The organism is Desulfovibrionales bacterium (assembly GCA_028715605.1).
Taxonomy (GTDB): Bacteria; Desulfobacterota; QYQD01; order QYQD01; family QYQD01; genus QYQD01.
In genome coordinates this window covers 13,798-40,376 of the sequence record JAQURM010000010.1, presented here as the reverse complement: position 1 = coordinate 40,376, position 26,579 = coordinate 13,798, and the positions used below count along the sequence as shown (strand labels likewise).

25 protein-coding genes are annotated in these 26,579 nt (G+C 52.6%); 23 read left to right on the top strand and 2 right to left on the bottom strand.

Features of this window, described 5'->3' with window-relative positions:
• Positions 1–77: 77 nt before the first annotated feature.
• Both cysS and PHT49_09900 read right to left on the bottom strand, forming a co-directional pair.
• Complete coding sequence (gene cysS / locus PHT49_09905; GenBank protein MDD5452194.1) at positions 78–2,429, bottom strand: cysteine--tRNA ligase; 2,352 nt, start codon at positions 2,427–2,429, stop codon at positions 78–80.
• Positions 2,416–3,471, bottom strand: a complete 1,056-nt coding sequence (locus PHT49_09900) for a hypothetical protein (GenBank protein MDD5452193.1) — start codon at positions 3,469–3,471, stop codon at positions 2,416–2,418. Before PHT49_09900 ends, cysS begins: the two co-directional genes overlap by 14 nt.
• A gap of 368 nt (positions 3,472–3,839) precedes the next feature.
• Here PHT49_09900 and surE point away from each other — a divergent pair, with 368 nt between their 5' ends.
• The 23 genes from surE (at position 3,840) to pgsA (ending at position 26,579) form a co-directional block, all read left to right on the top strand.
• A complete protein-coding gene (surE, locus tag PHT49_09895) occupies positions 3,840–4,613 on the top strand; it encodes a 5'/3'-nucleotidase SurE (GenBank protein MDD5452192.1) in 774 nt (257 codons plus the stop codon).
• 93 nt (positions 4,614–4,706) lie between these two features.
• Positions 4,707–7,301: an ATP-dependent chaperone ClpB gene (gene clpB, locus PHT49_09890; GenBank protein ID MDD5452191.1), complete on the top strand. Its 2,595-nt coding sequence runs from the start codon at positions 4,707–4,709 to the stop codon at positions 7,299–7,301.
• Between the two features lie 65 nt (positions 7,302–7,366).
• Positions 7,367–7,813 (top strand): Hsp20/alpha crystallin family protein, encoded by a 447-nt coding sequence (locus tag PHT49_09885; GenBank protein MDD5452190.1) that lies wholly within the window; start codon positions 7,367–7,369, stop codon positions 7,811–7,813.
• A 388-nt stretch (positions 7,814–8,201) separates the two neighbouring features.
• Positions 8,202–9,098 carry a tyrosine recombinase XerC gene (gene xerC, locus PHT49_09880; protein ID MDD5452189.1) on the top strand — a complete coding sequence of 299 codons (897 nt, stop codon included), beginning with the start codon at positions 8,202–8,204 and terminating at the stop codon, positions 9,096–9,098.
• 17 nt (positions 9,099–9,115) lie between these two features.
• Complete coding sequence (hslV, locus tag PHT49_09875; GenBank protein MDD5452188.1) at positions 9,116–9,661, top strand: ATP-dependent protease subunit HslV; 546 nt, start codon at positions 9,116–9,118, stop codon at positions 9,659–9,661.
• A gap of 5 nt (positions 9,662–9,666) precedes the next feature.
• Positions 9,667–11,034: an ATP-dependent protease ATPase subunit HslU gene (gene hslU, locus PHT49_09870; GenBank protein ID MDD5452187.1), complete on the top strand. Its 1,368-nt coding sequence runs from the start codon at positions 9,667–9,669 to the stop codon at positions 11,032–11,034.
• Between the two features lie 20 nt (positions 11,035–11,054).
• Positions 11,055–11,936: an acetylglutamate kinase gene (argB, locus tag PHT49_09865; GenBank protein MDD5452186.1), complete on the top strand. Its 882-nt coding sequence runs from the start codon at positions 11,055–11,057 to the stop codon at positions 11,934–11,936.
• 11 nt (positions 11,937–11,947) lie between these two features.
• Positions 11,948–13,150 (top strand): acetylornithine transaminase, encoded by a 1,203-nt coding sequence (locus tag PHT49_09860; GenBank protein ID MDD5452185.1) that lies wholly within the window; start codon positions 11,948–11,950, stop codon positions 13,148–13,150.
• On the top strand, positions 13,147–14,055 hold the full coding sequence (argF, locus tag PHT49_09855; protein ID MDD5452184.1) for an ornithine carbamoyltransferase: 909 nt from the start codon (positions 13,147–13,149) through the stop codon (positions 14,053–14,055). Before PHT49_09860 ends, argF begins: the two co-directional genes overlap by 4 nt.
• Before the next feature lie 165 nt (positions 14,056–14,220).
• Positions 14,221–15,432 carry an argininosuccinate synthase gene (locus PHT49_09850; protein ID MDD5452183.1) on the top strand — a complete coding sequence of 404 codons (1,212 nt, stop codon included), beginning with the start codon at positions 14,221–14,223 and terminating at the stop codon, positions 15,430–15,432.
• 3 nt (positions 15,433–15,435) lie between these two features.
• Positions 15,436–16,815: an argininosuccinate lyase gene (gene argH / locus PHT49_09845; protein ID MDD5452182.1), complete on the top strand. Its 1,380-nt coding sequence runs from the start codon at positions 15,436–15,438 to the stop codon at positions 16,813–16,815.
• On the top strand, positions 16,812–17,876 hold the full coding sequence (locus PHT49_09840; protein MDD5452181.1) for a hypothetical protein: 1,065 nt from the start codon (positions 16,812–16,814) through the stop codon (positions 17,874–17,876). The genes argH and PHT49_09840 overlap by 4 nt, the downstream gene beginning before the upstream one ends.
• Before the next feature lie 24 nt (positions 17,877–17,900).
• On the top strand, positions 17,901–19,175 hold the full coding sequence (gene lysA, locus PHT49_09835) for a diaminopimelate decarboxylase (GenBank protein ID MDD5452180.1): 1,275 nt from the start codon (positions 17,901–17,903) through the stop codon (positions 19,173–19,175).
• 3 nt (positions 19,176–19,178) lie between these two features.
• Positions 19,179–20,009: a diaminopimelate epimerase gene (gene dapF / locus PHT49_09830; protein MDD5452179.1), complete on the top strand. Its 831-nt coding sequence runs from the start codon at positions 19,179–19,181 to the stop codon at positions 20,007–20,009.
• Positions 20,006–20,902, top strand: a complete 897-nt coding sequence (gene dapA / locus PHT49_09825) for a 4-hydroxy-tetrahydrodipicolinate synthase (GenBank protein MDD5452178.1) — start codon at positions 20,006–20,008, stop codon at positions 20,900–20,902. Before dapF ends, dapA begins: the two co-directional genes overlap by 4 nt.
• A 74-nt stretch (positions 20,903–20,976) precedes the next feature.
• The gene (gene dapB, locus PHT49_09820; protein MDD5452177.1) at positions 20,977–21,783 is read left to right on the top strand and encodes a 4-hydroxy-tetrahydrodipicolinate reductase; all 807 of its coding nucleotides are present in this window, start codon (positions 20,977–20,979) and stop codon (positions 21,781–21,783) included.
• The gene (locus PHT49_09815) at positions 21,780–22,556 is read left to right on the top strand and encodes a fumarylacetoacetate hydrolase family protein (protein MDD5452176.1); all 777 of its coding nucleotides are present in this window, start codon (positions 21,780–21,782) and stop codon (positions 22,554–22,556) included. Before dapB ends, PHT49_09815 begins: the two co-directional genes overlap by 4 nt.
• Positions 22,557–22,672: 116 nt before the next feature.
• Positions 22,673–23,842 carry an LL-diaminopimelate aminotransferase gene (locus PHT49_09810; GenBank protein MDD5452175.1) on the top strand — a complete coding sequence of 390 codons (1,170 nt, stop codon included), beginning with the start codon at positions 22,673–22,675 and terminating at the stop codon, positions 23,840–23,842.
• Positions 23,843–23,844: 2 nt separating this feature from the next.
• Complete coding sequence (gene folK, locus PHT49_09805; protein MDD5452174.1) at positions 23,845–24,348, top strand: 2-amino-4-hydroxy-6-hydroxymethyldihydropteridine diphosphokinase; 504 nt, start codon at positions 23,845–23,847, stop codon at positions 24,346–24,348.
• Positions 24,338–24,637, top strand: a complete 300-nt coding sequence (locus PHT49_09800) for a YHS domain-containing protein (protein MDD5452173.1) — start codon at positions 24,338–24,340, stop codon at positions 24,635–24,637. The genes folK and PHT49_09800 overlap by 11 nt, the downstream gene beginning before the upstream one ends.
• A gap of 48 nt (positions 24,638–24,685) precedes the next feature.
• Positions 24,686–25,339 carry a fructose-6-phosphate aldolase gene (gene fsa, locus PHT49_09795; protein MDD5452172.1) on the top strand — a complete coding sequence of 218 codons (654 nt, stop codon included), beginning with the start codon at positions 24,686–24,688 and terminating at the stop codon, positions 25,337–25,339.
• 24 nt (positions 25,340–25,363) lie between these two features.
• Positions 25,364–25,996: a lytic transglycosylase domain-containing protein gene (locus tag PHT49_09790; protein MDD5452171.1), complete on the top strand. Its 633-nt coding sequence runs from the start codon at positions 25,364–25,366 to the stop codon at positions 25,994–25,996.
• Positions 25,997–26,003: 7 nt separating this feature from the next.
• Positions 26,004–26,579 carry a CDP-diacylglycerol--glycerol-3-phosphate 3-phosphatidyltransferase gene (gene pgsA / locus PHT49_09785; GenBank protein ID MDD5452170.1) on the top strand — a complete coding sequence of 192 codons (576 nt, stop codon included), beginning with the start codon at positions 26,004–26,006 and terminating at the stop codon, positions 26,577–26,579.

The window sequence follows — 26,579 nt, the reverse complement described above, 5'->3', positions numbered from 1 at the left end:
GCGGATATCTCCAGGCAAATCAAAATGCTCTTACTCTCGGTGCCCTCTGTGCCTCTGTGGTGAATAACTCTTTCCCTCTATTTCTTCCGCCAGATGGGGCCGCGCGGCGTGTCGATAACCATTATACCATGAGCGGAGAGTTGTTCGCGCATCTGATCGGCCAGTACCCAATCTTTTCTCTCGCGGGCCTCTTCCCTCTTCTCAATCAGGGCCGCAATCTCCGGAGCGAGCGTCTCTTCCTTGAAATCCATGATTCCGAACACGGCATCCAGCTTTTTCAGGACGGCCAGGGTGTAGGCGATCTGGTCGCGATCCAGCTTACGAGCATCCATAATCGGGTTTATCTTTTTGATGAAGTTGAAAAGGGCGGCCAAGGCCCCGGCCACATTCAGGTCGTCATCCATGGCCACGATGAATTCCTGCTCCAGGGTCGATACATACGTGGCCGCCTCCGGATGCGGTTCTCCGGGGATAAGCACATTCAGACGGTGGATGAGATCGTCCAGCCTCCTGAGCGAACTCTGCGCTGCATCGAGGCTCCGGTAGGAAAAACGCAGGGGTTTCCGATAATGCGTAGAAATAAGAAGGAAACGAATCTCCCGGCCGGTATATCCCTTTTCCGGCAGGTCCCGTAAGGTAATAAAATTACCGGCTGAACGGGACATCTTCTTGCCGTTTACCATGACCAGGGCGCTGTGCAGCCAGTATCTGGCCATAGCCTTGCCGGTAAAGGCCTCGGCGATGGCGATCTCATTTTCATGATGCGGGAAGATCAGATCACTCCCGCTGGTATGGACATCAAAGGTCGGACCGAGATACTTGAGGGACATGGCGGCGCATTCAATGTGCCAGCCCGGCCTGAGATTCCCCCATTCAGTCTTGTAAAAAACACCCTTTTTCAATTCAGACAGGCTGGAACGTTTCAGGAGGGTAAAATCCATGGGGTTGTCTTTCTCATACTCATCGAGATCAACCGTAGTCCCGACCTTTATCTTGTCCAGTTTTATGCGCGACAGGCGTCCATAGTGCGGAAACTTGGAAAGGTCGTAATAAATGGAGTGGTGTTTTTCATAGGCATAACCCTTTTCGAGAAGGGTCCTGGTCATGGCCAGCATGTCTTCCACGTGCTCGGTAGCCCGCGGATAAACCGTGGCCCGTAAGACACCGAGCGTATCTATATCCTGCATGAATTCCCGGATATACCTTTCCGTAAACTCTTTTAAGGACTGTCCGGCCTGCTCGGAACCCTGGATGGTCTTGTCGTCTATATCCGTGATGTTCATAATATGGGTGACCGCGTAGCCTTTGAACTCCAGGTAGCGTCTGATTAAATCTGCGGCTATAAAGCGCCGGCAAATCCCCAGGTGCGCGAGCTCATGCGCGGTCGGGCCGCACGAGTACATACCTGTCTTACCCGGCGCAATAGATTCGAAGACCTCTTTTTTTCGGGTCAGGGTATTGTAGAACTTCAGTTGGGAGGCGGTCTCCTTAGAGGGTGCTTTGATCTCTTTGGCAAAGAGATCGGTGCTCAGATACCGGTCACCGCCATCGGGGAAGATCGTGACAATAATCCCCTTTTCCATGCGCCGGGCGACTTCCAGGGCCGCGGCCATAGCCGCTCCGGAACTCATGCCGACAAAAAGCCCCTCTTCTTTGGCCAGGCGGCGGGCCATAGCAAAGGCCTCTTCATCATGGATATTTATGATCTCATCCAGCCTGTTTTTATCGAAGATGCCGGGCTTGTAGGATTCCTTCATGTTCTTCAGGCCCTGAATCTTGTGCTTTAAGTAAGGCTCGACGCCTATAATTTTCACGGCCGGATTTTGCTCTTTGATATAACGGGAAACACCCATAGCCGTCCCGGTCGTCCCGAGACCAATGACAATGGCGCTGACCTGCCCCCCGGTCTGTTCCCGGATCTCCGGCCCGGTGCCTGTATAATGGGCCTTCCAGTTATTTTCATTATTAAACTGGTCGGTCATAAAATAACGCTCCGGATATTCGCGGGCCAAGGCATAGGCCTCCTCAATGGCCCCATCCGTGCCCAGGTTGGCCGGGGTGAGGATTATCTCCGTCCCAAAGGCCTCCAAAATCCTACGTCTTTCTATACTGGCGGATTCAGACATGACCAGCATACAACGGTAGCCCTTGACCGCGCTTACCAGGGCCAGGCCGATGCCGGTATTGCCGCTCGTGGCCTCGAGCACGGTCATCCCCTTTTTCAGCCCCCCGGTCTCTTCCGCAGCCTCGATCATGGCCAGAGCCACACGGTCCTTAATCGACCCGCCCGGATTGAACATCTCCAGTTTGGCCAGGATGGTAACGTTCCGGTAAGGATTTATGCGTATGATGGGTGCAAGAGGGGTGCGCCCGATATGGTCAAGGATATTCCCGTATTTTTCGATCTCCAGCCTGTCAGATGGTTTCATGAGCGCTGCCTTTCGTCAGCAGGAAAATGAACCCGTTCCGTTCGTCAGAGACACCTTTTGAAAACAGACCTGCTGTGGGAGTACCGGGGAAGATATAAAGAGAAAGGTTATACGGGGGTAAGTTGCTCAGGCGGGAACTCTCTTCGCCCAGTGTCTGGAGCGCGCCCTTTAAACGGGCATCGTCCAGGTCTTTAATGTCCTCCCCTGCCCGGGAAGACGTAGCAAGGCGTTTAACTGCCTGCCTTACATAAGCTTTAATCAAAGTTACAGCCTCTGACGCCCTGCCTTGCTCACGGATTTCCAAGACCTCAGGAAAGTCCCGGCCGCTCAGATCAGGGAGTGGAATCGTCAAAATGAGTTCATTGGGCGGTAACAACTCCAGCGCCGCAGGCCTGTCTGTGAAGGGTATCCCGGCCCCGTGAAAGCCTTCCTCAAACAGGCGTGACCAAGCCTTAAGCCGGGTGGCAATGGAAATGGTATCCTCCCTATCGGGTATGGAGGCGGGTGCGGCATGAGAAGGCCTTTCTCCATCTATCAAAAGCTCCGACCACAGCTTACTCTCCTGCATGCTGACCTTGAAGTCCAGGCGTGCCGTCTCGTCTTCCCGCTGGTCGTGTTCCTGCGCCAGGTGCAGGAAGAGCTGGATTGCGGGAAGTTCGTCAAAGGCCGGCGGCATAGACTCTTCACCCCTGAGTGCGGCCATTATCTCTCCATACCCCTCTACACCGGTCCCTGACTCCTTGATATGCTTCAAACAGCCAAGCTGGCCGGAGTTGAAGACAAAATCGCCCCAGGACAGGATCTCCCGCACTCTTCGCTTCAGGGCCGGCAGCTCAGAACCGGCCGGAAGGGGGGCTTCCAGACGGAGAAGGCCGGACCTTACCATCTCCGGATAAAGCGGCGATGACTGCCATTCGGAGGGCTGATAAAGGACCAGGCTGTCAAAAAAGAAGAGGACGCTCTTAAGCAGTCCTTCCCGGGTATACGTAAACGGAAAGTAGAGTGCGGAAAGAGGTTCTCCTTTAACTTTCTGCTTCTCCATACTTTTAGAAACCACCTGCTATAAAGAAATTGTCTTATAGTTCTTAGCAAGAAAGATAACCATTGACAAGATTCTTTTTCAACACCTATTATTTAGCCAAGTTCGAAGCTGAAAGCTCAAGCTTGATATTTAGTTTTGAATCAGGAACTCAGGAAATCAGGAAAGTATTTTTGAGAAATTGATTTTCAGCAGTTCGGCTTCTGGTTGCTCTGTTCTTTCATGAGTTCGTGAGTTCCTGATTAACAGCCTTTTCTGAGCGCAGGACTGTTTCAAGCACCTAAGGTGTCACGATATTTAGTCATTTGGCATTAATTTGAACTTTGGATTCTGGAATTTGAAATTATACACAAATCCTGGAGGATATTACCTTGCATATTCTTTTGACCAATGATGACGGGATACACGCCAAGGGACTCCATGCCCTTTATGACGCCCTGGCTCCGCACTACAGGGTCTCCGTGGTTGCCCCGGAAAGTGAGCAAAGTGCGGTTGGACACGCGATCACACTCCTAAATCCCCTCCGCGTCCGTGAAATACGTCTCAATAAAAATTTCCTCGGCCTGGCGGTTTCAGGAACACCGGCCGATTGCGTAAAGATCGCCATCAATGAAATCCTGGATACGCCTCCGGATATCGTGCTTTCCGGCATTAACCTCGGGGCTAACGTGGGGATAAATGTCCTTTATTCCGGTACGGTCTCCGCGGCCACCGAAGGGGCCATATTAGGCATCCCCTCTATAGCCGTATCTTTAAATACCTTTAAAGACCCCGACTTTTCCTTTGCCGCTCATTTTATCCGCAAGCTCATCAGGCACGTAACTGAACTGGAGCTGGACTCGGCCACCTTACTTAACGTCAACATACCGGCCGTCCCGCCGGAGGATATCCGCGGCATCGCATTAACCCGTCAGGGAATTTCCCGCTTTGTGGAACGGTTTGACAAACGTATGGATCCCAGAGATAATGTTTATTACTGGCAGGCGGGAGAAACCCATTTCATGCGGGAGGGAAAAGACATAGATACCTGGGCCCTCTCCCGCAACCTGATATCCATTACGCCCCTGCACTTCGACCTCACCAACCATACCGAATTGAACCGCATGCGCCAGGCAAAGATTCTAAAGGATATATTGAAGTCCTGACCATAGCTTGACAGGCCCTGTCCGGATGCTTAACTTGGTGGCATAGAAAATTCTTTTTAGGATGAAAAGGAACGCAGATTTTGTGGAGGAATTATGCGATTCGAAAAATTAACCATAAAATCCCAGGAAGCCATACAAAGCGCCCAGCAACTCGCGGAAAGCAAGGGGCATCAGCAGATAGAGCCGGAACATCTGATGGCCGCGCTTCTGGAACAACCGGAGGGTCTTGTCCCCGCTATCTTGAAAAAAACAGGCGTCGATCCGAAAGCGGTTATGGCCGGAGTGGAGCAACGGTTGGAAAGTCTCTCCAAGGTTTCCGGCACAGGCTTTCAAGGGGCCTATATCTCGCCCCTCTTAAAAAGTATGCTGGACCGCTCCCTTAAGATAGCCGAGGAGATGCGGGACGACTACGTCAGTCAGGAACATCTCCTCATGGCCATGCTGGAGACAAAAGGCTCAGCAATAGCGGATATCCTCCAGCAAAAAGGCATCAGCCGCGAGACGGTGATGCAGGCCCTTCTCAGTATCCGGGGCAGTCAGAGGGTGACCGATCCGAACCCGGAGGAAAAATATCAGGCCCTGGAACGCTACGGCCGGGACCTTACGACCCAGGCCCGGTCAGGTAAGCTTGACCCGGTCATAGGCCGCGATGAAGAGATCCGCCGCGTTATCCAGGTGCTTTCCAGACGGACCAAAAACAACCCGGTACTTATCGGTGAACCCGGGGTCGGCAAGACCGCTATTGTAGAAGGCCTGGCCCAGCGCATTGTCGGCGGGGATATACCGGAGACCCTGAAAGACAAACAGGTGGTAACCCTGGACATGGGCGCCCTGGTCGCCGGCGCTAAATACCGGGGGGAGTTTGAGGATCGTTTGAAGGCCGTATTAAAAGAGATTCAGGAGAAACACGGCCAGATAATCCTGTTTATCGACGAGATGCATACCCTGGTCGGCGCCGGGGCGGCCGAGGGGGCTATTGATGCCTCAAACATGCTCAAACCGGCCCTGGCCCGTGGTGAGCTGCATTGTATCGGGGCCACCACGCTCGATGAATACAGAAAACATATCGAGAAGGACGCGGCCCTGGAACGCAGGTTCCAGCCGGTACTGGTCACCGAACCGAACGAGGAAGACACCATATCTATCTTACGCGGGCTTAAAGAAAAATATGAGGTTCATCACGGCGTACGCATTAAGGACTCGGCCATAGTAGCGGCCGCCACCTTATCAAACCGGTATATAACCGACCGCTTTTTACCGGACAAGGCCATTGATCTCATCGATGAGGCGGCCTCTAAACTGCGCATCGAGATAGACAGCCTCCCCGGCGAAATTGATGAGGTACAAAGAAAGGCCGTACAACTTGAGATCGAGCGTGAGGCCCTGCGCAAGGAGACAGATGTGGCCTCCAGGGAAAGATTGGAGAAGATCGAGAAGGAATTAGCGGATTTGCGTGAAAAAAGCGATGCCATGAAGGCCCACTGGCATAGGGAAAAAGAGGTTATCCAGAATATACGCTCCATTAAGGAAAAGATTGAAGAGGCCAAGAATAAAGAGGCCCAGGCCGAAAGAAACGGCGACTTGGCCAGGGCCGCAGAGATTCGCTACGGCCTGCTTCCGGATCTGGAGAAACAACTCGAGGCGAATAAAAAGGAACTGGAAGAATTGCAGGCCGATCAGAAGATGCTTAAAGAAGAGGTGGATGAAGAAGACATAGCCGAGGTGGTTTCTCGTTGGACCGGGATACCGGTCTCCCGTATGATGGAAAGCGAGAAACAAAAGCTCATCCACATGGAAGACCGCCTGCGCCGGCGCGTAATCGGCCAGGAAGACGCCATCCGCGCCGTAGCCAATGCCGTGCGCCGGGCCCGTTCCGGCCTCCAGGATCCCAACCGCCCCATCGGCTCTTTCATCTTTATGGGACCGACGGGTGTAGGCAAGACCGAGCTGGCCAAGGCCCTGGCCGAGTTTATGTTTGACGACGAACAGGCCATGGTGCGCCTGGATATGTCCGAATTTATGGAGAAACACTCCGTGGCCAGACTTATCGGCGCCCCTCCGGGGTACGTCGGCTATGAAGAAGGGGGGTATCTAACGGAAGCGGTACGCCGCCGGCCCTACACCGTACTGCTCTTTGACGAGATAGAGAAGGCCCATCCCGAGGTCTTTAATTCACTCCTGCAGATACTGGATGACGGCCGCATGACCGATGGTCAGGGGCGAACCGTGGACTTCAAGAACACCATTATCATCATGACCTCCAATATAGGCAGCCAATATATACAGGATTTGGGCGAAAAAGACCGGGAGGAGATGGTGCGAAGGGTCATGGATGCCTTGCATACACAGTTCAGACCGGAATTTCTGAACCGGATCGACGAGATAATCATTTTCCACGGCCTGGAGATGGAACAATTGGAAAAGATTATCGACATCCAGATCGAACTCCTGAAGAAGCGTCTCGCCGACCGGCACTTCAAGATCAAGCTGACCGACGGGGTCAAGGAATTCCTGGCCAGGGTCGGCTTCGATCCGGTCTTCGGGGCCAGGCCCCTTAAGAGGGCTATCCAGAAGTATATACAGGACGGCCTCGCCCTGAAATTGCTGGAAGGGGCATTTCAGGAAGGAGATTCGATCCTGATAGACACGGACGATAAGAAAGAAATCGTCTTTAAGAAAGCAGCGTAAGATGCAGAATTCAGAATACAGGAGACAGAAGTCAGATAAAACATATCTCAAAGGAGGATTTACTTATGCCGATTGTCAAATGGGAACCTTTCAGGGATTTATTGTCTTTACAGGAGAGGATGAATCGACTTTTCGAGGAAAGCCTGGGCCGCACGGGAAAAAGAGAGGAATTAATCCAGGGCAGTTGGGCGCCCCCGGTGGATATTTATGAGACAGCAGAGGCGATAGTCATACAGGCCGACCTGCCTGGCTTGAATCAGGAAGACATCCGGGTGGAGATGAAGGATAACACCCTTGCCCTGAGCGGGGAACGGAGATTCCAGAAAGATGTTAAACAGGAAAACTACCACCGTATCGAGCGTTCTTACGGGGTATTTACCCGTTCTTTTGCCCTGCCCGCTAGTCTGGAGGCGGACAAGATCAAGGCGAAATTCTCAAATGGGGTACTGGAAATCATCGTCCCTAAACAGGAAGAAGCCAAGCCTAAGCAAATAAAAGTGAATATAGAATAACCGCTATCGGGCGTGCCGTACGGCACGCCCTTACCCTTTTAAGCACAGAGCACACAGAGAATTTCTTTAATAACAAGGCGTTAGATAATTCTTTATTCCATACCCTCCGTGACCTCTTAGTTTTTATTTCCATTTCCTCCGTAAGTGTTCAGAATGTATAATTCAGGAGTCGGAAGACAGGAGACACGATACCGGGGGCCCATTTTTTCTTAACCCCTTCTGTATTCTGTGTTCAGGCTTCTGACTTTTGCCCCCCCTTTTATTTCTCGGTGCCCTCTGTAGTTTCATTGTCTTTCACGAAAGCTTTAGTGTTACCGTTTTTTATTTGAAAATTACAACGGATATGTTAGTAATAATATCCTATTTTTCTTAACTTTCAGGGCTGGTTGTGAAAAAACATATTTCCATATTCCTTTCCTATCTAAAGATAGAAAAGAACTACTCTCCGCATACCCTGCGCAATTATGAGAGCGATCTTTTACAATTTGCCTCTTTTCTGGGTGATAAGGCGACTATTGAGGCCATCGACCATCTGTCCATCCGCAATTTTCTGGCCCACTTATACGCCAGGAATAAGCGTTCCTCCATAGGGCGCAAACTTGCCTCCATCCGCAGTTTTTTCCGTTACCTGGTCAAACGCGGGTTTTTGCCGCATAATCCCGCGGAACTGGTTTCCAGCCCCAAACAGGAAAAATTTCTGCCTACGTTCTTGCCTGTGGATGAGATTTTTGCCCTGGTGGAATCGCCGAAAGGGAACGAGTTTTTGACCTTACGGGACCGGGCTATCCTGGAACTCCTTTATTCTTGCGGTCTGCGTGTCGGTGAACTTGTGGCCATGAATACGGATAGCATAGATTTTCCCCTGGGTATAGCGCGCGTGATGGGCAAGGGTGGTAAGGAGCGCATCGTGCCCGTCGGCAGCCGGGCATTGGAGGCCCTTAAGGAGTACAAGGAGAAAAGTCAGAAAACCATGCGCAAAACCGGCGCGCAGGATGTGGATCCGCTTTTTATCAATAGCCGCGGCGGCCGGCTTACTGCCAGGAGTGTAGAACGGCTGGTCGGAAAATATGGCGAGATGGCCGGGCTATTCAAGCACGTGTATCCGCATGCCTTAAGGCATACGTTCGCCACCCATCTCCTGGACATGGGCGCGGACCTGCGCTCCGTGCAGGAGATGCTCGGCCATGTCAGCCTTTCTACCACACAGAAATACACCCATGTCGGCCTGGACAAACTGATGGCCGTTTACGACAGCGCCCATCCCAAGGCCAAAGGCAATAAGTAAGTGAGGAGTCTGCATAAATGAAAAATGCCCCGGAAGACATAAGAGGGACGACGATACTGGCCGTGCGCCACAGAGGAGAGGTAGTGGTGGCCGGAGACGGTCAGGTAACCCTGGGCAACACCATCATGAAGCACCAGGCCCGTAAGGTGCGCCGCCTGTACCAGGATAAGGTCATTACCGGTTTTGCCGGGGCTACCGCCGATGCCTTTACCTTGTTTGAGCGGCTGGAACAAAAGCTGGAAAAACACTCCGGCAACCTGGTCCGTTCCGTAGTGGAACTGGCCAAAGATTGGCGGACAGACCGGATACTTAGGCGCCTGGAGGCCTTCTTAATAGCCGTGGATATGGAACATTCCTTTCTTATTTCCGGGGCAGGCGACGTTATCGAACCGGATGACGGGGTTCTGGCCATAGGTTCCGGCGGCCCCTATGCCCTGGCCGCGGCCCGGGCCCTGGTCTCGTCTTCAGACCTTGATGCCGAGAGTATTGCCAGAGAGGCCATGCGCATTGCCGCTTCAGTCTGCATCTATACTAACGAAATAATAGTGGTAGAAAAATTATGATCGACATGGAGACCTTAACCCCGCGCCAGATTGTAGCTGAACTGGACAAGTACGTAGTCGGACAGGCCGAGGCTAAACGCGCGGTAGCCATTGCGCTTCGAAACCGCTGGCGGCGGCAACAGGTTCCTGAGGAACTGCGCGATGAAATCGCCCCCAAGAACATAATCATGATCGGGCCTACGGGTGTGGGCAAGACCGAGATCGCCAGACGTCTGGCCAAGCTTACCCAGTCGCCATTCTTAAAAATAGAAGCCAGTAAGTTTACCGAAGTAGGCTATGTGGGCCGGGATGTGGAGTCTATGATTCGCGACCTGACCGAGCTGGCGGTAAACATGGTCAAGGCTGAGGAACGGGAAAAGGTAAAGGTCAAGGCCGCGGAGATCGCTGAGGAGAAACTGCTGGATATCCTTCTGCCGCCGGTGCGGGGAACCGCTCCAGCGCCGCTTTCCGGGACGTTACCGCCGGAGCAGCCGCCCCAGCCGTCAGCGGAAAGGACTGAGACCCGCGAAAAATTACGTAAGCTTCTTCGCAATGGGAAGTTAAACGATCGTTATGTAGATCTTGAGGTCTCACAGAGGGCTGTGCCCGTAGTTGAGGTATTTTCTGCCGCAGGCCTGGAAGACATGGATATTAATTTAAAAGAGATGTTCGGGAATCTCTTCCCTGCAAAGACAAAGAAACGGAAGGTAAAGGTGCCGGAGGCCCTGGAGATTCTGGCCCAGGAAGAAAGCCAGCGCCTGATTGATATGGACGCGGTTACGGAGCAGGCCAGAAAACGTGTTGAGCAGACCGGCATTATCTTTCTGGATGAGATCGACAAGATAGCCAGCCATGAGCACGGACATGGCCCTGACGTATCGCGCCTCGGCGTACAGAGAGACCTCTTGCCCGTCGTGGAGGGGACAACGGTCAATACCAAGTATGGCCTGGTCAAAACCGATCATATCCTTTTCATCGCCAGCGGGGCCTTTCATATGGCCAAGCCCTCGGACCTGATTCCCGAGTTGCAGGGCCGTTTCCCTATAAGGGTAGAACTAAAGGCCCTGGGCAAGGGTGATTTTGTACGTATTTTGACCGAGCCGCAAAATGCGCTGGTTACCCAGTACCAGTCCCTCATGGCCACGGAAAAAGTAGAACTTATATTCGAGCCCGACGGCATTGAGGAAATCGCCTCCATAGCCACAGTGGTTAACGAACGTACCGAGAACATCGGCGCGCGGCGGCTGCACACGGTCATGGAAAAACTTCTTGATGAGATATCGTTTAATGCCCCGGAGATGACCAATATGTCTTTTACGATAACGGCCGGTTACGTCCGTGACAGATTAAACGAGATCGTCAAGGATGAGGACCTCAGCCGGTTTATTTTATAATAACGAATATGGTGTGCCGAATGGAAGAGTGGGTGGAAAAGGCCAGGGTATTGATCGAGGCCCTGCCCTACATTCAGACATTTTACGGAAAGACGGTGGTCATAAAATATGGCGGACACGCCATGGTCAACAACCACCTCAAAAAAAGCTTTGCCCGGGACGTGGTCCTCATGCGTTATATCGGCCTGCGTCCCATAGTTATTCATGGCGGCGGCCCGCAGATAGGCGAAGTTCTGAAACGCATGGGCATCCAGTCCACCTTTGTTCAGGGTCTGCGCGTCACGGACAGTGAGACCATGAGCGTTGTAGAAATGGTGCTGGGAGGCAAGGTCAACAAAGAGATCGTCACTCTTATCAATCAGAGCGGGGGCCGGGCCGTGGGTCTGGGCGGTAAGGATGGGCGCTTACTACAGGCCAAAAAGATGCATGTTTACCAGTCACGGGGGGAAGACCTGCCCCCTGAGATTATAGACGCGGGCATGATCGGTGAGATCACGGCTGTAGATGCCGCAGTCCTTAAGGCCCTTGAAGACAGCCAGTTTATACCGGTCATCGCCCCTATAGGGGTAGGGGCAGAGGGAGAATCATACAATATTAATGCCGACCTCGTAGCCGGAGCAGTGGCCGGCGCTTTAAAGGCGGCCAAGCTCATCCTGCTCACGGACGTTTCGGGGGTGTTGGATAAAGACGGGGAGCTGGTTCAATCGCTGACTACGGAGCAGGCCGGAAAAATGCTGTCTGATGGTTTTATTACCGGCGGGATGATCCCCAAGGTCAACTGCTGCCTTAAGGCGTTAACCGAAGGCGTAGAAAAGGCCCATATTATCGATGGCCGGATTGAGCATGCCGTCCTCCTGGAGATATTTACCCAGAGCGGGGTCGGCACCCAGGTCATACCATAGGAAGACGAAATATGGACGCAGGCAAGAAAGACTGGATGAGTTTATCGGACCGTTATATTATGCACACCTATGGCCGTAGCCCGGTTACCCTGGTAGAAGGAAAGGGCTGCCGGGTATTCGACTCCGACGGGAAGATGTATCTTGATTTTGTGGCCGGGATTGCGGTCTGTAGCCTGGGGCATGCCCACCCTGAGGTCGCGGAGGCCGTGCGCCGCCAGGCACAGAAACTCGTACATGTCTCAAACCTTTACTATACCGTGCCCCAGATAGAACTGGCCGAACTGCTGATCGAACACTCCTTTGCCGACCAGGTCTTCTTCTGTAACAGCGGGGCAGAGGCCAATGAGGCGGCTATCAAACTGGCGCGAAAATATTCACGAGACCGTTTTGGCGAGGGCCGTTACGAAATTATCTGCCTCCAGGGATCATTTCATGGCCGCACTCTGGCTACCCTCTCGGCCACCGGGCAGGAAAAATTCCACAAGGGTTTTGAGCCCCTTGTGGACGGCTTTAGGCACGTGCCGGCCGGTGACTTAGGAGCCATGAAACAGGCCATAACTGCGAAGACCTGCGCCATCCTTATGGAACCGATCCAGGGTGAAGGCGGGGTCGTATTGTTTTCTCCCGACTATTTACCGGCAGTTAGAAAATTGTGCGATGCGCACGGGCTGCTCCTTATTCTGGACGAGGTTCAGGTCGGTATGGGCCGTACCGGGACCCTGTTTGCCTATGAGCATTACGGGATAAAACCGGACATGATGACCCTGGCCAAGGCCCTGGCCAACGGACTTCCTCTGGGCGCATTTTTGGCCCGGGAAGAGGTTGCCGGTTCCTTTACGCCGGGCACGCATGCCTCGACCTTTGGCGGCAATCCGGTAGTCTGTGCGGCCGCTACCGTGGTTCTAAAGACCCTGCTGGAAGGCAACTTCCTTTCACACTGCCGGGAAATGGGCGGATATTTCAAACAGGGGCTGGAGGATCTGACTGCCCGCTATCCTTCTCTCATTAAGGAAGTGCGCGGCCTGGGACTTATCCTGGGGCTGGGGCTAAAAGTCGATGGCGCTGATTTTGTAACAAACCTTCTCGATAAAGGTTTCCTCATAAACTGTACCCAGGGGAATATATTGCGGTTTACGCCGCCCCTTATAGTAACCAGGACGGAAATCGATTTGCTCCTTGGCGCCCTGGACGAAGAATGCAGGAAAAGACTATGAAAAAAGACCTTTTGGGTATCAACGACCTGACGAAGGAAGATATACGGGCTATTATCACGCGGGCTATGGCCTTTAAGAAAGATAAAGGGGATACTTCTTACCGGCCGCTGGTCGGTAAGACCATCGGCCTCATCTTTGAAAAGGCCTCCACCCGTACCCGCGTCTCTTTTGAGGCCGCCATGTTCCAGCTCGGAGGCAACGTCACTTTCCTGTCCACCCGGGATACCCAGTTAGCCCGTCAGGAGCCGCTGGCTGATACGGCCCGCGTTCTATCCCGGTATCTGGACGGGCTTGTGATACGAACCTTTGCCCAGGAGACGGTCGGAGAGTTGGCGGCTCACGCCACCATCCCGGTGATAAACGGTCTTACTGACCTCTACCATCCGTGCCAGATTCTAAGCGATGTCATGACCGTTATTGAAAAAAAGGGCGCTATAGAAGACTTAAAGGTGGCCTGGGTAGGAGACGGAAATAACGTGGCCCACTCCTGGATCGAGGCCGCGGCCACGCTGGGGTTCGCCCTTTCCCTGGCCTGCCCCAGAGGTTATGGACCACGAACAGATGTCCTGGAACCAGCCCTGAAAAAGGCTCAAAAACCCATCCTGCTTTTCGAGGATCCGGCAAAGGCGGTAGAAGGCGCCGATGTTATCAACACGGATGTCTGGGCCAGCATGGGGCAGGAAGAGGAGGCGGCTGAGCGCCGGAAGGTCTTCAGGCCCTACCAGATCAACAGTGAACTGCTGCGCCGGGCTAAGGGCGATACTATAGTTCTCCACTGTCTGCCGGCACATAGAGGTGAAGAGATAACTGCCGAAGTCCTGGAAGGGCCGCAGTCGGTAGTATTTGACCAGGCCGAAAACAAAATGCACGTCCACAAGGCCATACTGGCCATGATGATTAAATGATTTGAGATCAAGATTGATGAATCCATAAAAAGTAAAAAATACCGCAGAGCCCGCGGAGAACGCTGAGATAACATATTCAATAACCTACAATTTTTCTCTGCGGACTCTGCGTGCTCAGCGGTGAAGAGATTTTTTACAAATCTATTAAGATTAGGCAGGGTTGGAATGGCAGAAAAAGTCAAAAAGATTGTGCTGGCCTACTCCGGCGGGCTGGATACCTCGGTCATACTGAGATGGCTTAAAGAGACCTATCGATGTCCGGTAACAGCCTTTGTGGCCAACATCGGCCAGCCGGAAGACTGGGAAGCCCTCAGAAAAAAGGCCATAGATACGGGCGCAGACAAGGTCTATATAGATGACCTGCGGGATACCTTTGTGCGTGATTATGTCTTCCCTGCCTTTCGGGCCAATGTGGTCTATGAGAGCGGCTATCTCCTCGGCACATCACTGGCCCGGCCGCTTATCGCCCGCCGCCAGGTGGAGATCGCCAGAAAAGAAAAGGCCAATGCCGTCAGCCATGGGGCCACAGGTAAAGGTAACGACCAGGTGCGTTTCGAGCTGAGCTATATGGCTATCGACCCCGGCCTGATTATCATTGCCCCCTGGCGGGAATGGGATTTTAGAGCACGTCAGGACCTCATCAAATTCGCCCGGAAGCACGGCATCCCCGTCCCCACTACCAAGAAAAAACCTTATAGCTGTGACTGCAATCTCCTGCACATAAGTTATGAAGGGGGCATCCTGGAGGACCCATGGCAAGAACCGCCACAGGATATGTTCGCCCTTACTCGCTCGCCGGAAAAGGCGCCGTCAAAACCGACTTATATAGAAATTGACTTTGCTAAGGGAGACCCCGTGGCCATAGACGGGTTAGCCATACAGCCCGTTGACCTCCTGACCGGATTAAACGAGCTCGGGGGGTTAAACGGTATCGGCCGGGTGGACATTGTCGAAAATCGCTTTGTGGGCATGAAATCGCGCGGGGTATATGAAACCCCGGGCGGGACAATCCTGCGCATAGCCCATCAGGCCCTGGAATCGATCACCATGGACCGGGAGGTCATGCACATCCGCGACGGCCTCATCCCCCGCTACGCCGAGATGATCTATTACGGTTTCTGGTTTTCGCCGGAGATGCGCCTCCTGCAAAAGACTATGGACGAGACCCAGACCACGGTGACGGGAACGGTGCGGCTCAAACTCTATAAAGGCAACTGCACGGTCGTAGGCCGCAAATCTGAACAGTCGCTTTACATGCAGGAACTGGCCACCTTTGAAGAAGATGATATCTATCGACAAAAGGATGCCGAGGGTTTTATACGCCTGAACGGATTGCGGCTAAAAGTGCAGGCCTTACAAAGAAAGAGGCGTTCATAAGATATGACACAGAAAAAACCCTGGGGCGGCCGGTTTCGCCAAAAAACATCCGGGTTGGTAGAGGAATTTACAGCCTCCATCCATTTTGACCGCAGGCTTTATCCCTATGATATCGAAGGCAGCATTGCCCACTGCCGGATGCTGGCCAGACAGAAGCTCATCACTAAAGATGAAGCCAGGCTTATCATTAACGGCCTCCGGGCCATAAAGAAAGAGATTGACCGGGGCCAATTTCTTTTTACCCCTTCCCTGGAAGACATCCATATGCATATTGAAAAGGCCCTCGTTGACAAAATCGGGCCGGCCGGGGAAAAACTGCATACCGCCAGAAGCCGCAATGACCAGGTGGCCACTGATGTGCGGCTTTACCTGCGGGATAAGGTGCAGGAGATTATCGGCCTGATTAAAGAATTACAGCAAAGCTTGGTAGGTCTGTCCCGCCGGTACAACGACGTCATTATGCCCGGATACACGCACCTGCAAAGGGCCCAGCCGGTGCTCCTGGCGCATCACCTCCTCGCTTATTACGAGATGTTAAAAAGGGACCGGGAGCGGTTTTCCGAATGTCTCAAGCGGGTTAACGTCCTTCCCCTGGGGAGCGCGGCCCTGGCCGGCACGGGGCTTCCCATTGACCGGCGCTATGTGGCCAAACTGCTGGATTTCCCCTCAGTCTCCGCCAACAGCATCGATGCAGTAAGCGACAGGGACTTTGCTCTGGAGTTTCTGGCGGACTGCTCTATCCTCATGGTACATTTGAGCCGCCTTTCGGAAGAACTTATCCTCTGGTCGAGCAGCGAGTTCTCCTTTATTGAGATAGGCGATGCCTTTTGTACAGGCAGCAGCATAATGCCGCAGAAGAAAAACCCTGATGTCCCGGAACTGGTACGGGGAAAGGCCGGACGAGTCTTCGGCCATCTTCTTTCCCTGCTCACCGTGATGAAGGGGTTGCCTCTGGCCTATAACCGGGACATGCAGGAAGACAAGGAGGCCCTCTTTGATGCGGTGGATACAGTTGCCCGGGTATTGACCGTCTATAGCGCCATGCTGGGGCAGATCGATATCCGGCGGGATAAGATAAATAAGGCCGTGCGGAAGGGATTTCTGACGGCTACGGACCTGGCGGACTACCTGGTTTTACGGGAAGTGCCTTTCCGGGAGGCCCATGCTATCGTCGGCCGGATAGTGCGTTATTGCCTGGATAAGGGTTGCGAACTTACCGACTTATCCTTGGATGAACTTAAAAAATTTTCGGATAGGGTTGAGGCCGATGTCTTCGAATATATCCGCCTGGAAAAGTCAGTAGAAAGCCGGGCCTCAACCGGAGGAACGGCCCGCAGACTGGTACTGGCGGCCCTTAAGGCCGCCGAGAAGGAGCTTAAGTGACAAAGTCTTTGGCCTGGAGAATGGTTATTATTACCGGCCTGGCGCTTGGCCTCCTGGCCTGCGGCAAGAAGATGCCGCCCCGCCCGCCGCGGGAGGTAGTCCCTCAGGCCGTGACCGGGGTTTCCGCCCGTTTGGCGGAAAAGGCCATCGTGCTCGCCTGGAAGCCGCCCATAAAACGCAAGGATGGTTCTCCTTTAACCCGCCTTTCCGGTTTCCGGGTGCTGAGAGCTAGCTATACATTTGCCGAAGATTGTCCCAGATGCCCCGTACACTATACAGACATCTTCAATGTCAGGTGGCCCGGCCCAAACAAGGAAACAGCCGGTGATAATCTGGTGCAATTTGTCGATACCGATCCGGCCTACGGCTATAAATATGTCTATACCATACAGGCCGTAGATGATGACGGCCGTATAGGAGAGGAAGCCAGGCCCGTAATCATCTATTGGGACGCGCCACCCGGTCCGCCGGCAGCCTTCAACGTCCAGACCGGAGATGGTCAGATTGTACTTAGCTGGAAGGCCCCGGAAAGGTTATCAGACGGGTCAGCCGTGGGTGAGCCGCTTTCTTATTATATTTACCGGCGCGAAGGAGACGGGCCGTACGAGCGTCTGCCGGCGGCCGGACTCCTTTCCAATACTGCATTTACAGATACCGCAATAGCCAATGATGCGTTTTACACCTATAGGGTACGCGCCGTACGGTCAGTAAAAACTACCCTTATTGAAGGCCCGGAGAGCGACGAGGTTACAGCCCTCCCTAAAGATATGACGCCGCCGGCCCCGCCTACGGGTCTATCGGCCATAGCTTCACCGGAAGGCATCGTCCTAAGATGGATAGACAATACAGAGTCTGATCTGGCCGGTTATCGCGTCTATAGGCGGACGAAAGAAGAAGACAAGTGGCGATGCCTTTCCCGGGAGCCGGAGAAATCAGGACGCTATACAGACAAAGAGGTACGCAAAGGGGAAGTGTATCATTATGCGGTAACCGCCCTGGATTCTTCGCCCCGGCAGAATGAAAGTATGATGTCCCTTGAGGTCAGGGTATGGGCCGAGTAGTATCTTTTTGAGAGGGGAAAAGGCTTGCATCACTTTAACTACGTCGCTGATGAATTATATTGTGAAAACGTGCCGGTTGCCACTATTGCCGGGGCGGTGGGGACCCCTTTTTACCTCTACAGCCACGCCACATTAAGCCACCATTTCAAGACGTTTGACCAGGCCTTCGGCAAAGTTCCTCATCTGGTCTGTTTCGCTCTAAAGGCCAACTCGAACCTGGCTGTCGTCAGGCTCCTGGCCAACCTGGGGAGCGGCGCGGATATTGTCTCCGGCGGGGAACTATACCGGGCCCTCAAGGCCGGTGTTTCGCCCGACAAGGTCGTCTATTCCGGCGTGGGGAAGCGCACTGATGAGATTCAAGATGCCCTGCGGGCCGGCATCCTGATGTTCAATATCGAGTCTTCTCAGGAGCTTTTGGCCATAAATAAGATAGCGGCCCGGATGAAAAAGAAGGCCCGTATTGCCTTGAGGGTCAACCCTGATGTTGACCCCAGGACACATCCATATATCTCTACGGGACTAAAGAAAAATAAATTTGGCATAGACATCGGGCGTTCTCTTAAAGAATACAGAGAGGCACGCAGCCTTTCCCACGTAGAAATTGTAGGCGTGAGCTGCCATATCGGCTCCCAGATCACAGAGGTAGCGCCATTCATTGATGCCTTAGTAAAGTTGAAGGATCTCATTGCCCGACTGCAAACAGACGGCATTAATATCCGTTATCTGGATCTGGGCGGCGGGTTGGGCATCCGCTACGACCAGGAAGAGCCCCCGCATCCCTTTGCCTATGCCGAGGCCATTATAAAAAACATGCGCGATATGGACGTTACACTGATCCTCGAACCCGGAAGGGTGATTGTGGGGAATGCCGGGGCGCTGGTAACCAGGGTCTTGTACACCAAGAATAATGGGAGCAGGCATTTTCTGATCGTGGATGCCGGCATGAATGATCTGGCCCGGCCCAGTCTTTACGGCTCCTATCATGCCATCTGGCCGGTCAGAGATAAGTATGCCGGAGAAAAGATAAAGGCAGACGTGGTGGGGCCTATCTGTGAATCCGGTGATTTCCTGGCCAGAGACCGGGAGCTTCCGGATTTTGCCCCCGGCGATCTTATGGCGGTTATGAGTGCGGGGGCCTATGGTTTTTCCATGTCTTCCAACTATAACAGCCGGCCGCGGGTGGCCGAGGTTATGGTCAAGGGCCGTGATTTTTCCGTCATCCGGCGCCGCGAGACCCGCCAATCCCTGGTTCGGGGTGAGAAGATACCGGATTTTCTGCAAGGTTCTCAGGTAAAATAGTCCATGGGGAAAAGGCTGTCTTTTTATAAAATGAGCGGCAGCGGTAATGATTTCATCATTATTGACAACCGTTCCGGTCTAGTTGGTGTCAATGAGGGATCCGCGTGGGCCCGCCGACTGTGCCGCCGCAAGGTATCGGTAGGGGCCGACGGTTTAATTCTAATCGAACCTCCCAGTATGTCCGATGCCGATTTCAAGTGGCGATTTTATAATGCCGATGGCAGCGAGGCCGAGATGTGCGGTAACGGCGGGCGCTGTGCGGCCCGTTTTGCCTACGTAAACCGGATAGCCGGTCCTGAGATGACCTTTGAGACCATCGCCGGCTTGATCCGGGCCGAAGTGACCGATCATCGGGTGAAACTGGAGATGGTGCCCCCGCGGGATCTGCGCATGGATATAAAAGTCTTGACAAATCAAGGAAAATACGTTGTACATTTCATAAACACGGGCGTACCGCATGTCGTCCATTTTGTCCCCGACCTGGATAAAGTAAATGTCTCTGAGTGGGGCCGGAGCATCCGTTTTCATGCCGAGTTTCAGCCGGCCGGCACCAACGTTAATCTTGTCCGGGTCTTGGACAGACAAAATATCTCCATACGCACCTACGAGCGGGGGGTGGAGGATGAGACCCTGGCCTGCGGCACAGGATCAGTGGCCGCAGCCATCATCGCCTCTCTGAAACACGGGATTGTACCGCCGGTTCACGTACAAACGCGCGGCGGAGAAATACTTGACGTCTATTTTAAATCCGGCCCGGAGGGCATAAGCCACGTCTTTCTGGAAGGCGAGGCAAAAATTGTCTATGAAGGTCTATTAAGGGAGGAAGAACTATGAAACGGAAAACAGCAGAGATAGCAAAAGGGGCTATGGTGGCTATTGTCACTCCCTTCAAAAAGGGCAAGGTAGATGAGAAGGGCTTAAAAAAGCTCATAGAATTTCAGATTAAAAACGGCACGCACGCTATTATTCCCTGCGGGACAACCGGCGAAGCGGCTACGCTTTCCCACGAGGAACATATGTCTGTAGTTGAGATCACGGTACAGACGGTGGCCGGCCGGGTGCCGGTAGTGGCCGGTACAGGCTCCAATAGCACGTCTGAATCCATACTATTGACCAAACATGCCCAGAAAGCCGGCGCTGATGCGGCGCTGTTAATCACCCCTTACTATAATAAACCCACACAGGAGGGACTCTATCAGCATTTCAAGGCCGTGGCAGATAAAGTCGATATCCCCATCGTTCTCTATAATGTCCCCGGCCGGACCAGTGTCAACATGCTGCCCGAAACAGTGGCCCGTCTGGCTGAGATAAAAAATATCATAGGAATCAAGGAGGCCACGGGCTCATTACAGCAAATCAGCGAGGTTATACGCCTCTCCAATAAGAAATTCAGTCTGGTATCCGGAGACGACTTTACGGTCTTACCTACACTGGCTGTGGGTGGTAAGGGAGTTATCTCCGTGGTATCCAATGTGGCGCCAAAGGACATGGCCGATCTTTATAATGCCTTTGAGTCCCAGGACCGACAAAAGGCCCAGGAACTGCACTATAAACTTCTCCCGCTTTGCCAAGCCATGTTTTATGAGACCAATCCCATACCGGCAAAGACGGCGCTTGGACTCATGGGCATGATTTCGCCGGAACTCAGGCTGCCGCTGTCGCCCATGTCACCGAAAAATGTGGAACGCCTGAAGGCTGTGCTCAGGGATTACGGGCTTATTAAATAAAAAGTTCATAGCTCATGGTTCTTGGCCATCAGCTATGAGCCATGAGCTATCAGCTAATCAAGGGGAGAAAAAATATGATAAAAGCTATTGTGGCGGGCGCTGCCGGCAAAATGGGCGGACGCAATATCCATATGGTGCATCAGGCCGAAGGAATTAAACTGGCAGCGGCCTTTGAAAGGCCGGGACATCCGGCCCTCGGCCAGGACGTAGGAGAGGTAACCGGCCTGGGAAAGATCGGTATCCCGATTTCTGAGGGGCTGGAATCGGTCATTAAAAAGGGGGATGTAATCATCGATTTCACTTTTCATGCCTCGTCTGCAGAACACGTAGCCCTGGCCGCCAAACACAAAAAGGCTATTGTGGTGGGGACAACCGGGTTTACGCCTGAGGAGATGAAAGAGATCAAGAAGCTGGCCAAAAAGGTGCGCTGTGTGCTGGCCCCTAATATGAGTGTGGGTGTAAACGTCCTCTACAAAGTCGTACAAGATGTAGCTGGAATCCTGGGTGAAGGTTATGATGTGGAGATTGTCGAGGCCCATCACCGCCTTAAAAAGGACGCCCCCAGCGGCACAGCCGTAAAGCTGGCCCAAGTGCTGGCCGGGGCCTTAGGCCGCGATTTGGATAAGGTTGGGGTCTATGCCCGCCATGGTATGATCGGTCAGCGAACGAATGAGGAAATCGGCATACAGACTGTGCGCGGCGGCGATATTGTGGGCGAACACACCGTCCTTTTTGCCGGTATCGGGGAACGCATTGAGGTCATCCACCGTGCCCATAGCCGGGATAATTTTGCCCGCGGGGCCGTGCGGGCCGCCAAGTGGATCGTAAATCAGAAAAACGGCATCTATGACATGCAGGATGTACTGGGACTGAGGAAGTGATAGAGCGCTTCGTTCGTTTTGAAGCCGATGGCGCTGCCAGATACGGGCGGCTAGGAAAAAACACCATCCGCAGCATAGAAGGCGATATATTCGCAGAATTTAAAACAGGTAATGAAGAGTATGATCCGGCTAATGTCCGGCTCCTCCCTCCCTGCCGGCCAGGCAAGATTATTGCCCTGGGCCTGAATTATCGTGATCATGCCAGGGAGTTGGGTTTCCCTATCCCGGACGAGCCGTTGATTTTTCTTAAACCGGGAACGGCAGTCATCGGGCCGGATTCATCCATTATGTATCCCCGGATGAGCAAGAGGGTTGACTATGAGGCTGAGCTGGGTGTAGTCATCGGCAAGCGGGCCCGCTTTGTCCCGCAGGATAAGGCCTATGACTACATCCTTGGCTATACCTGTGTAAACGATGTTACAGCCAGAGACTTACAGAGAAAGGATGTACAGTTTACGCGTTCCAAAAGTTTTGATACCTTTGCCCCCATCGGCCCCTGCATTGCCTGCGGGCTGGATCCCTCGCATATCAAGGTAGAATCATACCTCAACGGGGAACTCCGCCAGTCATCCCACACCGGGAATCTTATCTACGGGGTCGCCGAACTGGTCAGCTTTATCTCTAAAGTGATGACCTTGCTCCCGGGCGATATCATTGCTACCGGCACGCCTTCCGGAATCGGCCCTATGGTTCCCGGCGATGTCATAGAAATTGTTGTGGAAAGTATCGGTACGCTGCGCAATACGGTGGAGACGGAGAAAGCTGAAGGCTGAAGGCCCAAAGCTGTATTCTGACTCCTGATTTCTGTCTCCGATCGACTATATATTGGGGACGGATATAATGGCCTTTTTTATTAAGCCGTCAATATGTAGAAAGGTATTTAATAGATATGATCAAAATAGAAAAATCGGAACGACTAAAGAAGCTGCCGCCTTATCTCTTTGCAGAGATAGATCGGATGAAAGAGGAGGTAAAGGCACGGGGGCTGGATGTCATTGACCTCGGCGTAGGAGACCCGGACATTCCTACGCCGCCGCATATAATCACCCGGCTTAATGAAGCGGCGACCGATCCCCAAAATCACCGTTATCCCTCTTATTCGGGCATGAACGGCTTTAAATTTTCCGTGGCCGGATGGTATGAAAGACGCTTCGGCGTCTCTCTGGACCCCCAAACAGAGGTCGTTAGCCTGATTGGTTCCAAGGAGGGCATTGCCCACATCCCCCTCGCTTTCATTAATCCCGGTGATGTGGCCCTGGTGCCGTCACCGGCCTATCCGGTTTATCATATCGGAACTATATTTGCCGGCGGCGAGCCATACTATATGCCCCTTACCAAAGAAAACCATTTTTTACCGGACCTGACTACCATCCCTCCGGAGGTAGCTGAAAAGGCCCGCCTCCTGTTCATTAATTATCCCAACAATCCTACGGCAGCCGTGGCTACGGTGGACTTCTTTAAAGAAATCGTGGCCTTTGCTGAAAAATATAACATTATAGTCTGCCATGATGCGGCTTATAGCGAGATGGCCTTTGACGGCTACAGGCCGCCCAGTTTTCTGGAGGTCGAGGGAGCCAAGGGGGTAGGGATCGAACTCCATTCCCTTTCCAAAACCTATAACATGACCGGTTGGCGCATAGGCTTTGCTGTGGGGAACAAAGAGGTCATCGCCGGATTGGGACAGGTAAAAAGCAATATTGATTCCGGAGTCTTCCAGGCTATCCAGATAGCCGGTATGGCAGCCCTGGATGGTGATCAGACCTGTGTCCGGGAGATGCAGGCTGTTTATGCCGGGCGCCGGGATATTTTAGTCGCCGGCCTGAAAGAAGCGGGGTTGAATGTGGAAAAACCAAGGGCTACCTTTTACCTGTGGGTTGAAGTCCCCCGGAGATATACCTCCGCAGAATTTACTGCCTACCTTTTGAGCAAGGCGGGTATCGTTACTACTCCGGGCAATGGTTTTGGCGCGCCCGGAGAAGGTTATGTTCGTATGGCCTTGACAGTGGGAAAAGAACGCCTCCAGGAGGCCGTCCAGCGTATTAAGAATGTAGGGTTTTAACCTTGGAAGATGTCCTGGCCTATATTGGTATTGGATCCAACCTGGGCGACGCCAAGGCCAATTGTCTTCAGGCCTCAAGTCGCCTGGCTAAGGCTGATAGCAGATTAAAGATACGCCTCTCTTCTCTGTATCTAACGGAGCCTCAGGAATTAAAAACGCAGGGATGGTATGTCAACGCCGCGGCCGAGGTAAAAAGCCCTCTATCCGCACAGGATCTATTTTGCCTTTTACACCATATTGAGGATGAAATGGGAAGGGAAAGGGCAGCCCGATACGGGCCGCGGATTATCGACCTCGACCTTTTATTTTATGACGACATGGTCCTGGACACCGGGGAGCTAATCATTCCTCACCCCAGATTGCATAGGCGCCGCTTTGTCCTGGTGCCCCTTTGCGAACTGTCTCCTGACTTCGAGCATCCGGTGCTCAAAAAAAGGGTTTGTGATTTGCTCAGGGAAGTGCCGGAAAACGGGCAGCGAGTCCGCCGGATAGAGGTTGAAAACTGAGATGAGGCTGCTCATTTATATCATTTTAATATTTGTTGTTTATCAGATTTATAAGGCCGTGCGCAGGGAGTTGGGCAGACCTGAACAAGTAAATCGAAAGAAAGATGATAGTGCAATAACCGCAGAGCTGGTGGAAGACCCGGTTTGTCACACCTACTGCCCCAAAAACGAGGCCCTTACGGCCGTTATGGACGGAAAAAGTTACTACTTTTGCAGTGAAAAATGTAAACAAAAATTTATAGATAGAATACAGGAGACAGAAAACAGGAGTCAGGATAAAACCTACTGAATTCTGACTACTGACTTCTGTATTCTATATTCTGAAAGGAGAGTGTGTATGAAGTTTTTTATCGATACCGCCAACTTGGATGAAATCCGGCAGGCCAATGATATGGGCCTGATCGATGGGGTAACTACAAACCCCTCGCTCATTGCCAGGGAAAACAAGCCCTTCAAGAAGCTCCTGACTGAGATATGCAAGATAGTAAAAGGGCCTATCAGCGCTGAGGTGGTGAGCCTGGAGGCCAAAGAAATGGTTAGAGAGGCTAAAGATCTGGCCAAAATTGCCGATAATATAGTTATCAAGGCGCCCATGACCACGGAAGGGATCAAGGCCACCCGGATGCTCAGCGAAGTGGGCATTAAGACCAATGTCACGCTCATTTTTTCACCGGTGCAGGCCCTGCTGGCGGCTAAAGCCGGCGCAACCTACGTCAGCCCCTTTGTTGGCCGGCTGGACGATATTTCCCAGGTGGGTATGGATGTGGTCGGGGACATTATTTCTATCTATGACAACTATGCCTTTGATACAGAGGTCATTGTGGCCAGTATCCGTCACCCCGGTCATGTCCTAGAGGCGGCCCTGATGGGCGCGGATGTAGCCACTATACCATTCAAGGTTATTGCCCAGTTGGCTAAACATCCGCTTACGGATATTGGAATAGAGAAATTTCTGGCGGACTGGAAGAAAGTAGGCAGTCCCAAGAAATAATTTTCGAGTGGGGGTCACAGAGGGATGCAGGCGAATGCTTTGCGAACCGTGTTGTTCCTCCTTTTTTTAACGATCCTAACGATAGCCGGCCCTATTTCTACACGGGCGGATATTTACTGTTTTACTGATAGCGAGGGCGTAGTTCATTTTACCGATGTGCCTAACGACGAGCGCTATAGGGTCTTCCTCCGCACCAGAAAGACCATAGAACGGACTTCCTATGCTGCTCTTTCGGGTGATATTAAAAGATACGACCCTGTCATTCATGCGGCCTGCCGACGGTTTGGTGTAGATACGAATCTGGTCCGGGCTATAATCAAGGCCGAATCCAACTTCAACTACCTGGCGCTTTCGCCGAAGGGAGCACGGGGTCTGATGCAACTGATGCCTCAGACGGCACAGGATATGTCCGTGTTTGATATTTTTGATCCGGCGGAAAACATATACGGCGGGGTCAAGTACCTGAAACGGCTATTAGGCATGTTCGACGGCAATATACCTTTGGCTTTAGCGGCTTATAATGCCGGCCCGGATAGGGTTGGGAACCGAAGACAAATCCCCATGATTAAGGAGACGCAGGATTACGTACAGAGGGTCTTGCTGTACTTCCGAAATTACAAAAATAGATATGGTTATCAGGAAAATAAGATGCTATGATTACCGCATGGATGAGACAGGACGTATAAACACCTGGAACCTACCTAACAGTCTTACAATCTTCCGCATCTTTTGTATCCCTCTGGTTATGTTTTTTATTAGCCGTTCAGATCAGCCGCTTCCGGCTTTCTGGGCGGCTTTTTTCTTTTCTATGGCCTCTATAACCGATCTCCTGGACGGTTTCCTGGCCCGCAGACAAAAGTGTGTTACCGCCCTGGGTAAACTCCTGGACCCTCTGGCCGATAAACTTCTCATCTCAGCGGCCTTAATCATGCTTATTCCCAAAGGTCGGGTGGAAGCCTGGATGGCATTTCTCATTATCGGGCGGGAGATAGCGGTAACCGGCCTGCGCGGCATCGGGGTTACCGGCGGAGTGGTTATCAACGCCAGCGGCCTGGGTAAGGCCAAAACTATCTTCCAAATCAGCGCCCTTATCGCCCTCCTGCTTCACTTTACTTACCTGGGCATCAACTTTCATCAATTCGGTAAGGCATTGTTATGGCTTGCTCTTATTTTGACGGTGTGGTCCGGGATAGATTATTTTGTTCGCTTTTATCGGTTATTTGGCGAGGAACAGAAGTGA

Bases quoted from the DNA above. Each gene is read 5' to 3' on its own strand.
- PHT49_09810 (MDD5452175.1), top strand. From the start codon at position 22,673: ATGATCAAAATAGAAAAATCGGAACGACTAAAGAAGCTGCCGCCTTAT.
- dapA (MDD5452178.1), top strand. From the start codon at position 20,006: ATGAAACGGAAAACAGCAGAGATAGCAAAAGGGGCTATGGTGGCTATT.
- PHT49_09790 (MDD5452171.1), top strand. From the start codon at position 25,364: ATGCAGGCGAATGCTTTGCGAACCGTGTTGTTCCTCCTTTTTTTAACG.
- PHT49_09860 (MDD5452185.1), top strand. From the start codon at position 11,948: ATGGACGCAGGCAAGAAAGACTGGATGAGTTTATCGGACCGTTATATT.
- hslV (MDD5452188.1), top strand. From the start codon at position 9,116: ATGAAAAATGCCCCGGAAGACATAAGAGGGACGACGATACTGGCCGTG.
- clpB (MDD5452191.1), top strand. From the start codon at position 4,707: ATGCGATTCGAAAAATTAACCATAAAATCCCAGGAAGCCATACAAAGC.
- argB (MDD5452186.1), top strand. From the start codon at position 11,055: ATGGAAGAGTGGGTGGAAAAGGCCAGGGTATTGATCGAGGCCCTGCCC.
- cysS (MDD5452194.1), bottom strand. From the start codon at position 2,429: ATGAAACCATCTGACAGGCTGGAGATCGAAAAATACGGGAATATCCTT.
- pgsA (MDD5452170.1), top strand. From the start codon at position 26,004: ATGGATGAGACAGGACGTATAAACACCTGGAACCTACCTAACAGTCTT.
- dapB (MDD5452177.1), top strand. From the start codon at position 20,977: ATGATAAAAGCTATTGTGGCGGGCGCTGCCGGCAAAATGGGCGGACGC.
- fsa (MDD5452172.1), top strand. From the start codon at position 24,686: ATGAAGTTTTTTATCGATACCGCCAACTTGGATGAAATCCGGCAGGCC.
- argH (MDD5452182.1), top strand. From the start codon at position 15,436: ATGACACAGAAAAAACCCTGGGGCGGCCGGTTTCGCCAAAAAACATCC.
- PHT49_09900 (MDD5452193.1), bottom strand. From the start codon at position 3,471: ATGGAGAAGCAGAAAGTTAAAGGAGAACCTCTTTCCGCACTCTACTTT.
- argF (MDD5452184.1), top strand. From the start codon at position 13,147: ATGAAAAAAGACCTTTTGGGTATCAACGACCTGACGAAGGAAGATATA.
- PHT49_09885 (MDD5452190.1), top strand. From the start codon at position 7,367: ATGCCGATTGTCAAATGGGAACCTTTCAGGGATTTATTGTCTTTACAG.
- dapF (MDD5452179.1), top strand. From the start codon at position 19,179: ATGGGGAAAAGGCTGTCTTTTTATAAAATGAGCGGCAGCGGTAATGAT.
- hslU (MDD5452187.1), top strand. From the start codon at position 9,667: ATGGAGACCTTAACCCCGCGCCAGATTGTAGCTGAACTGGACAAGTAC.
- PHT49_09850 (MDD5452183.1), top strand. From the start codon at position 14,221: ATGGCAGAAAAAGTCAAAAAGATTGTGCTGGCCTACTCCGGCGGGCTG.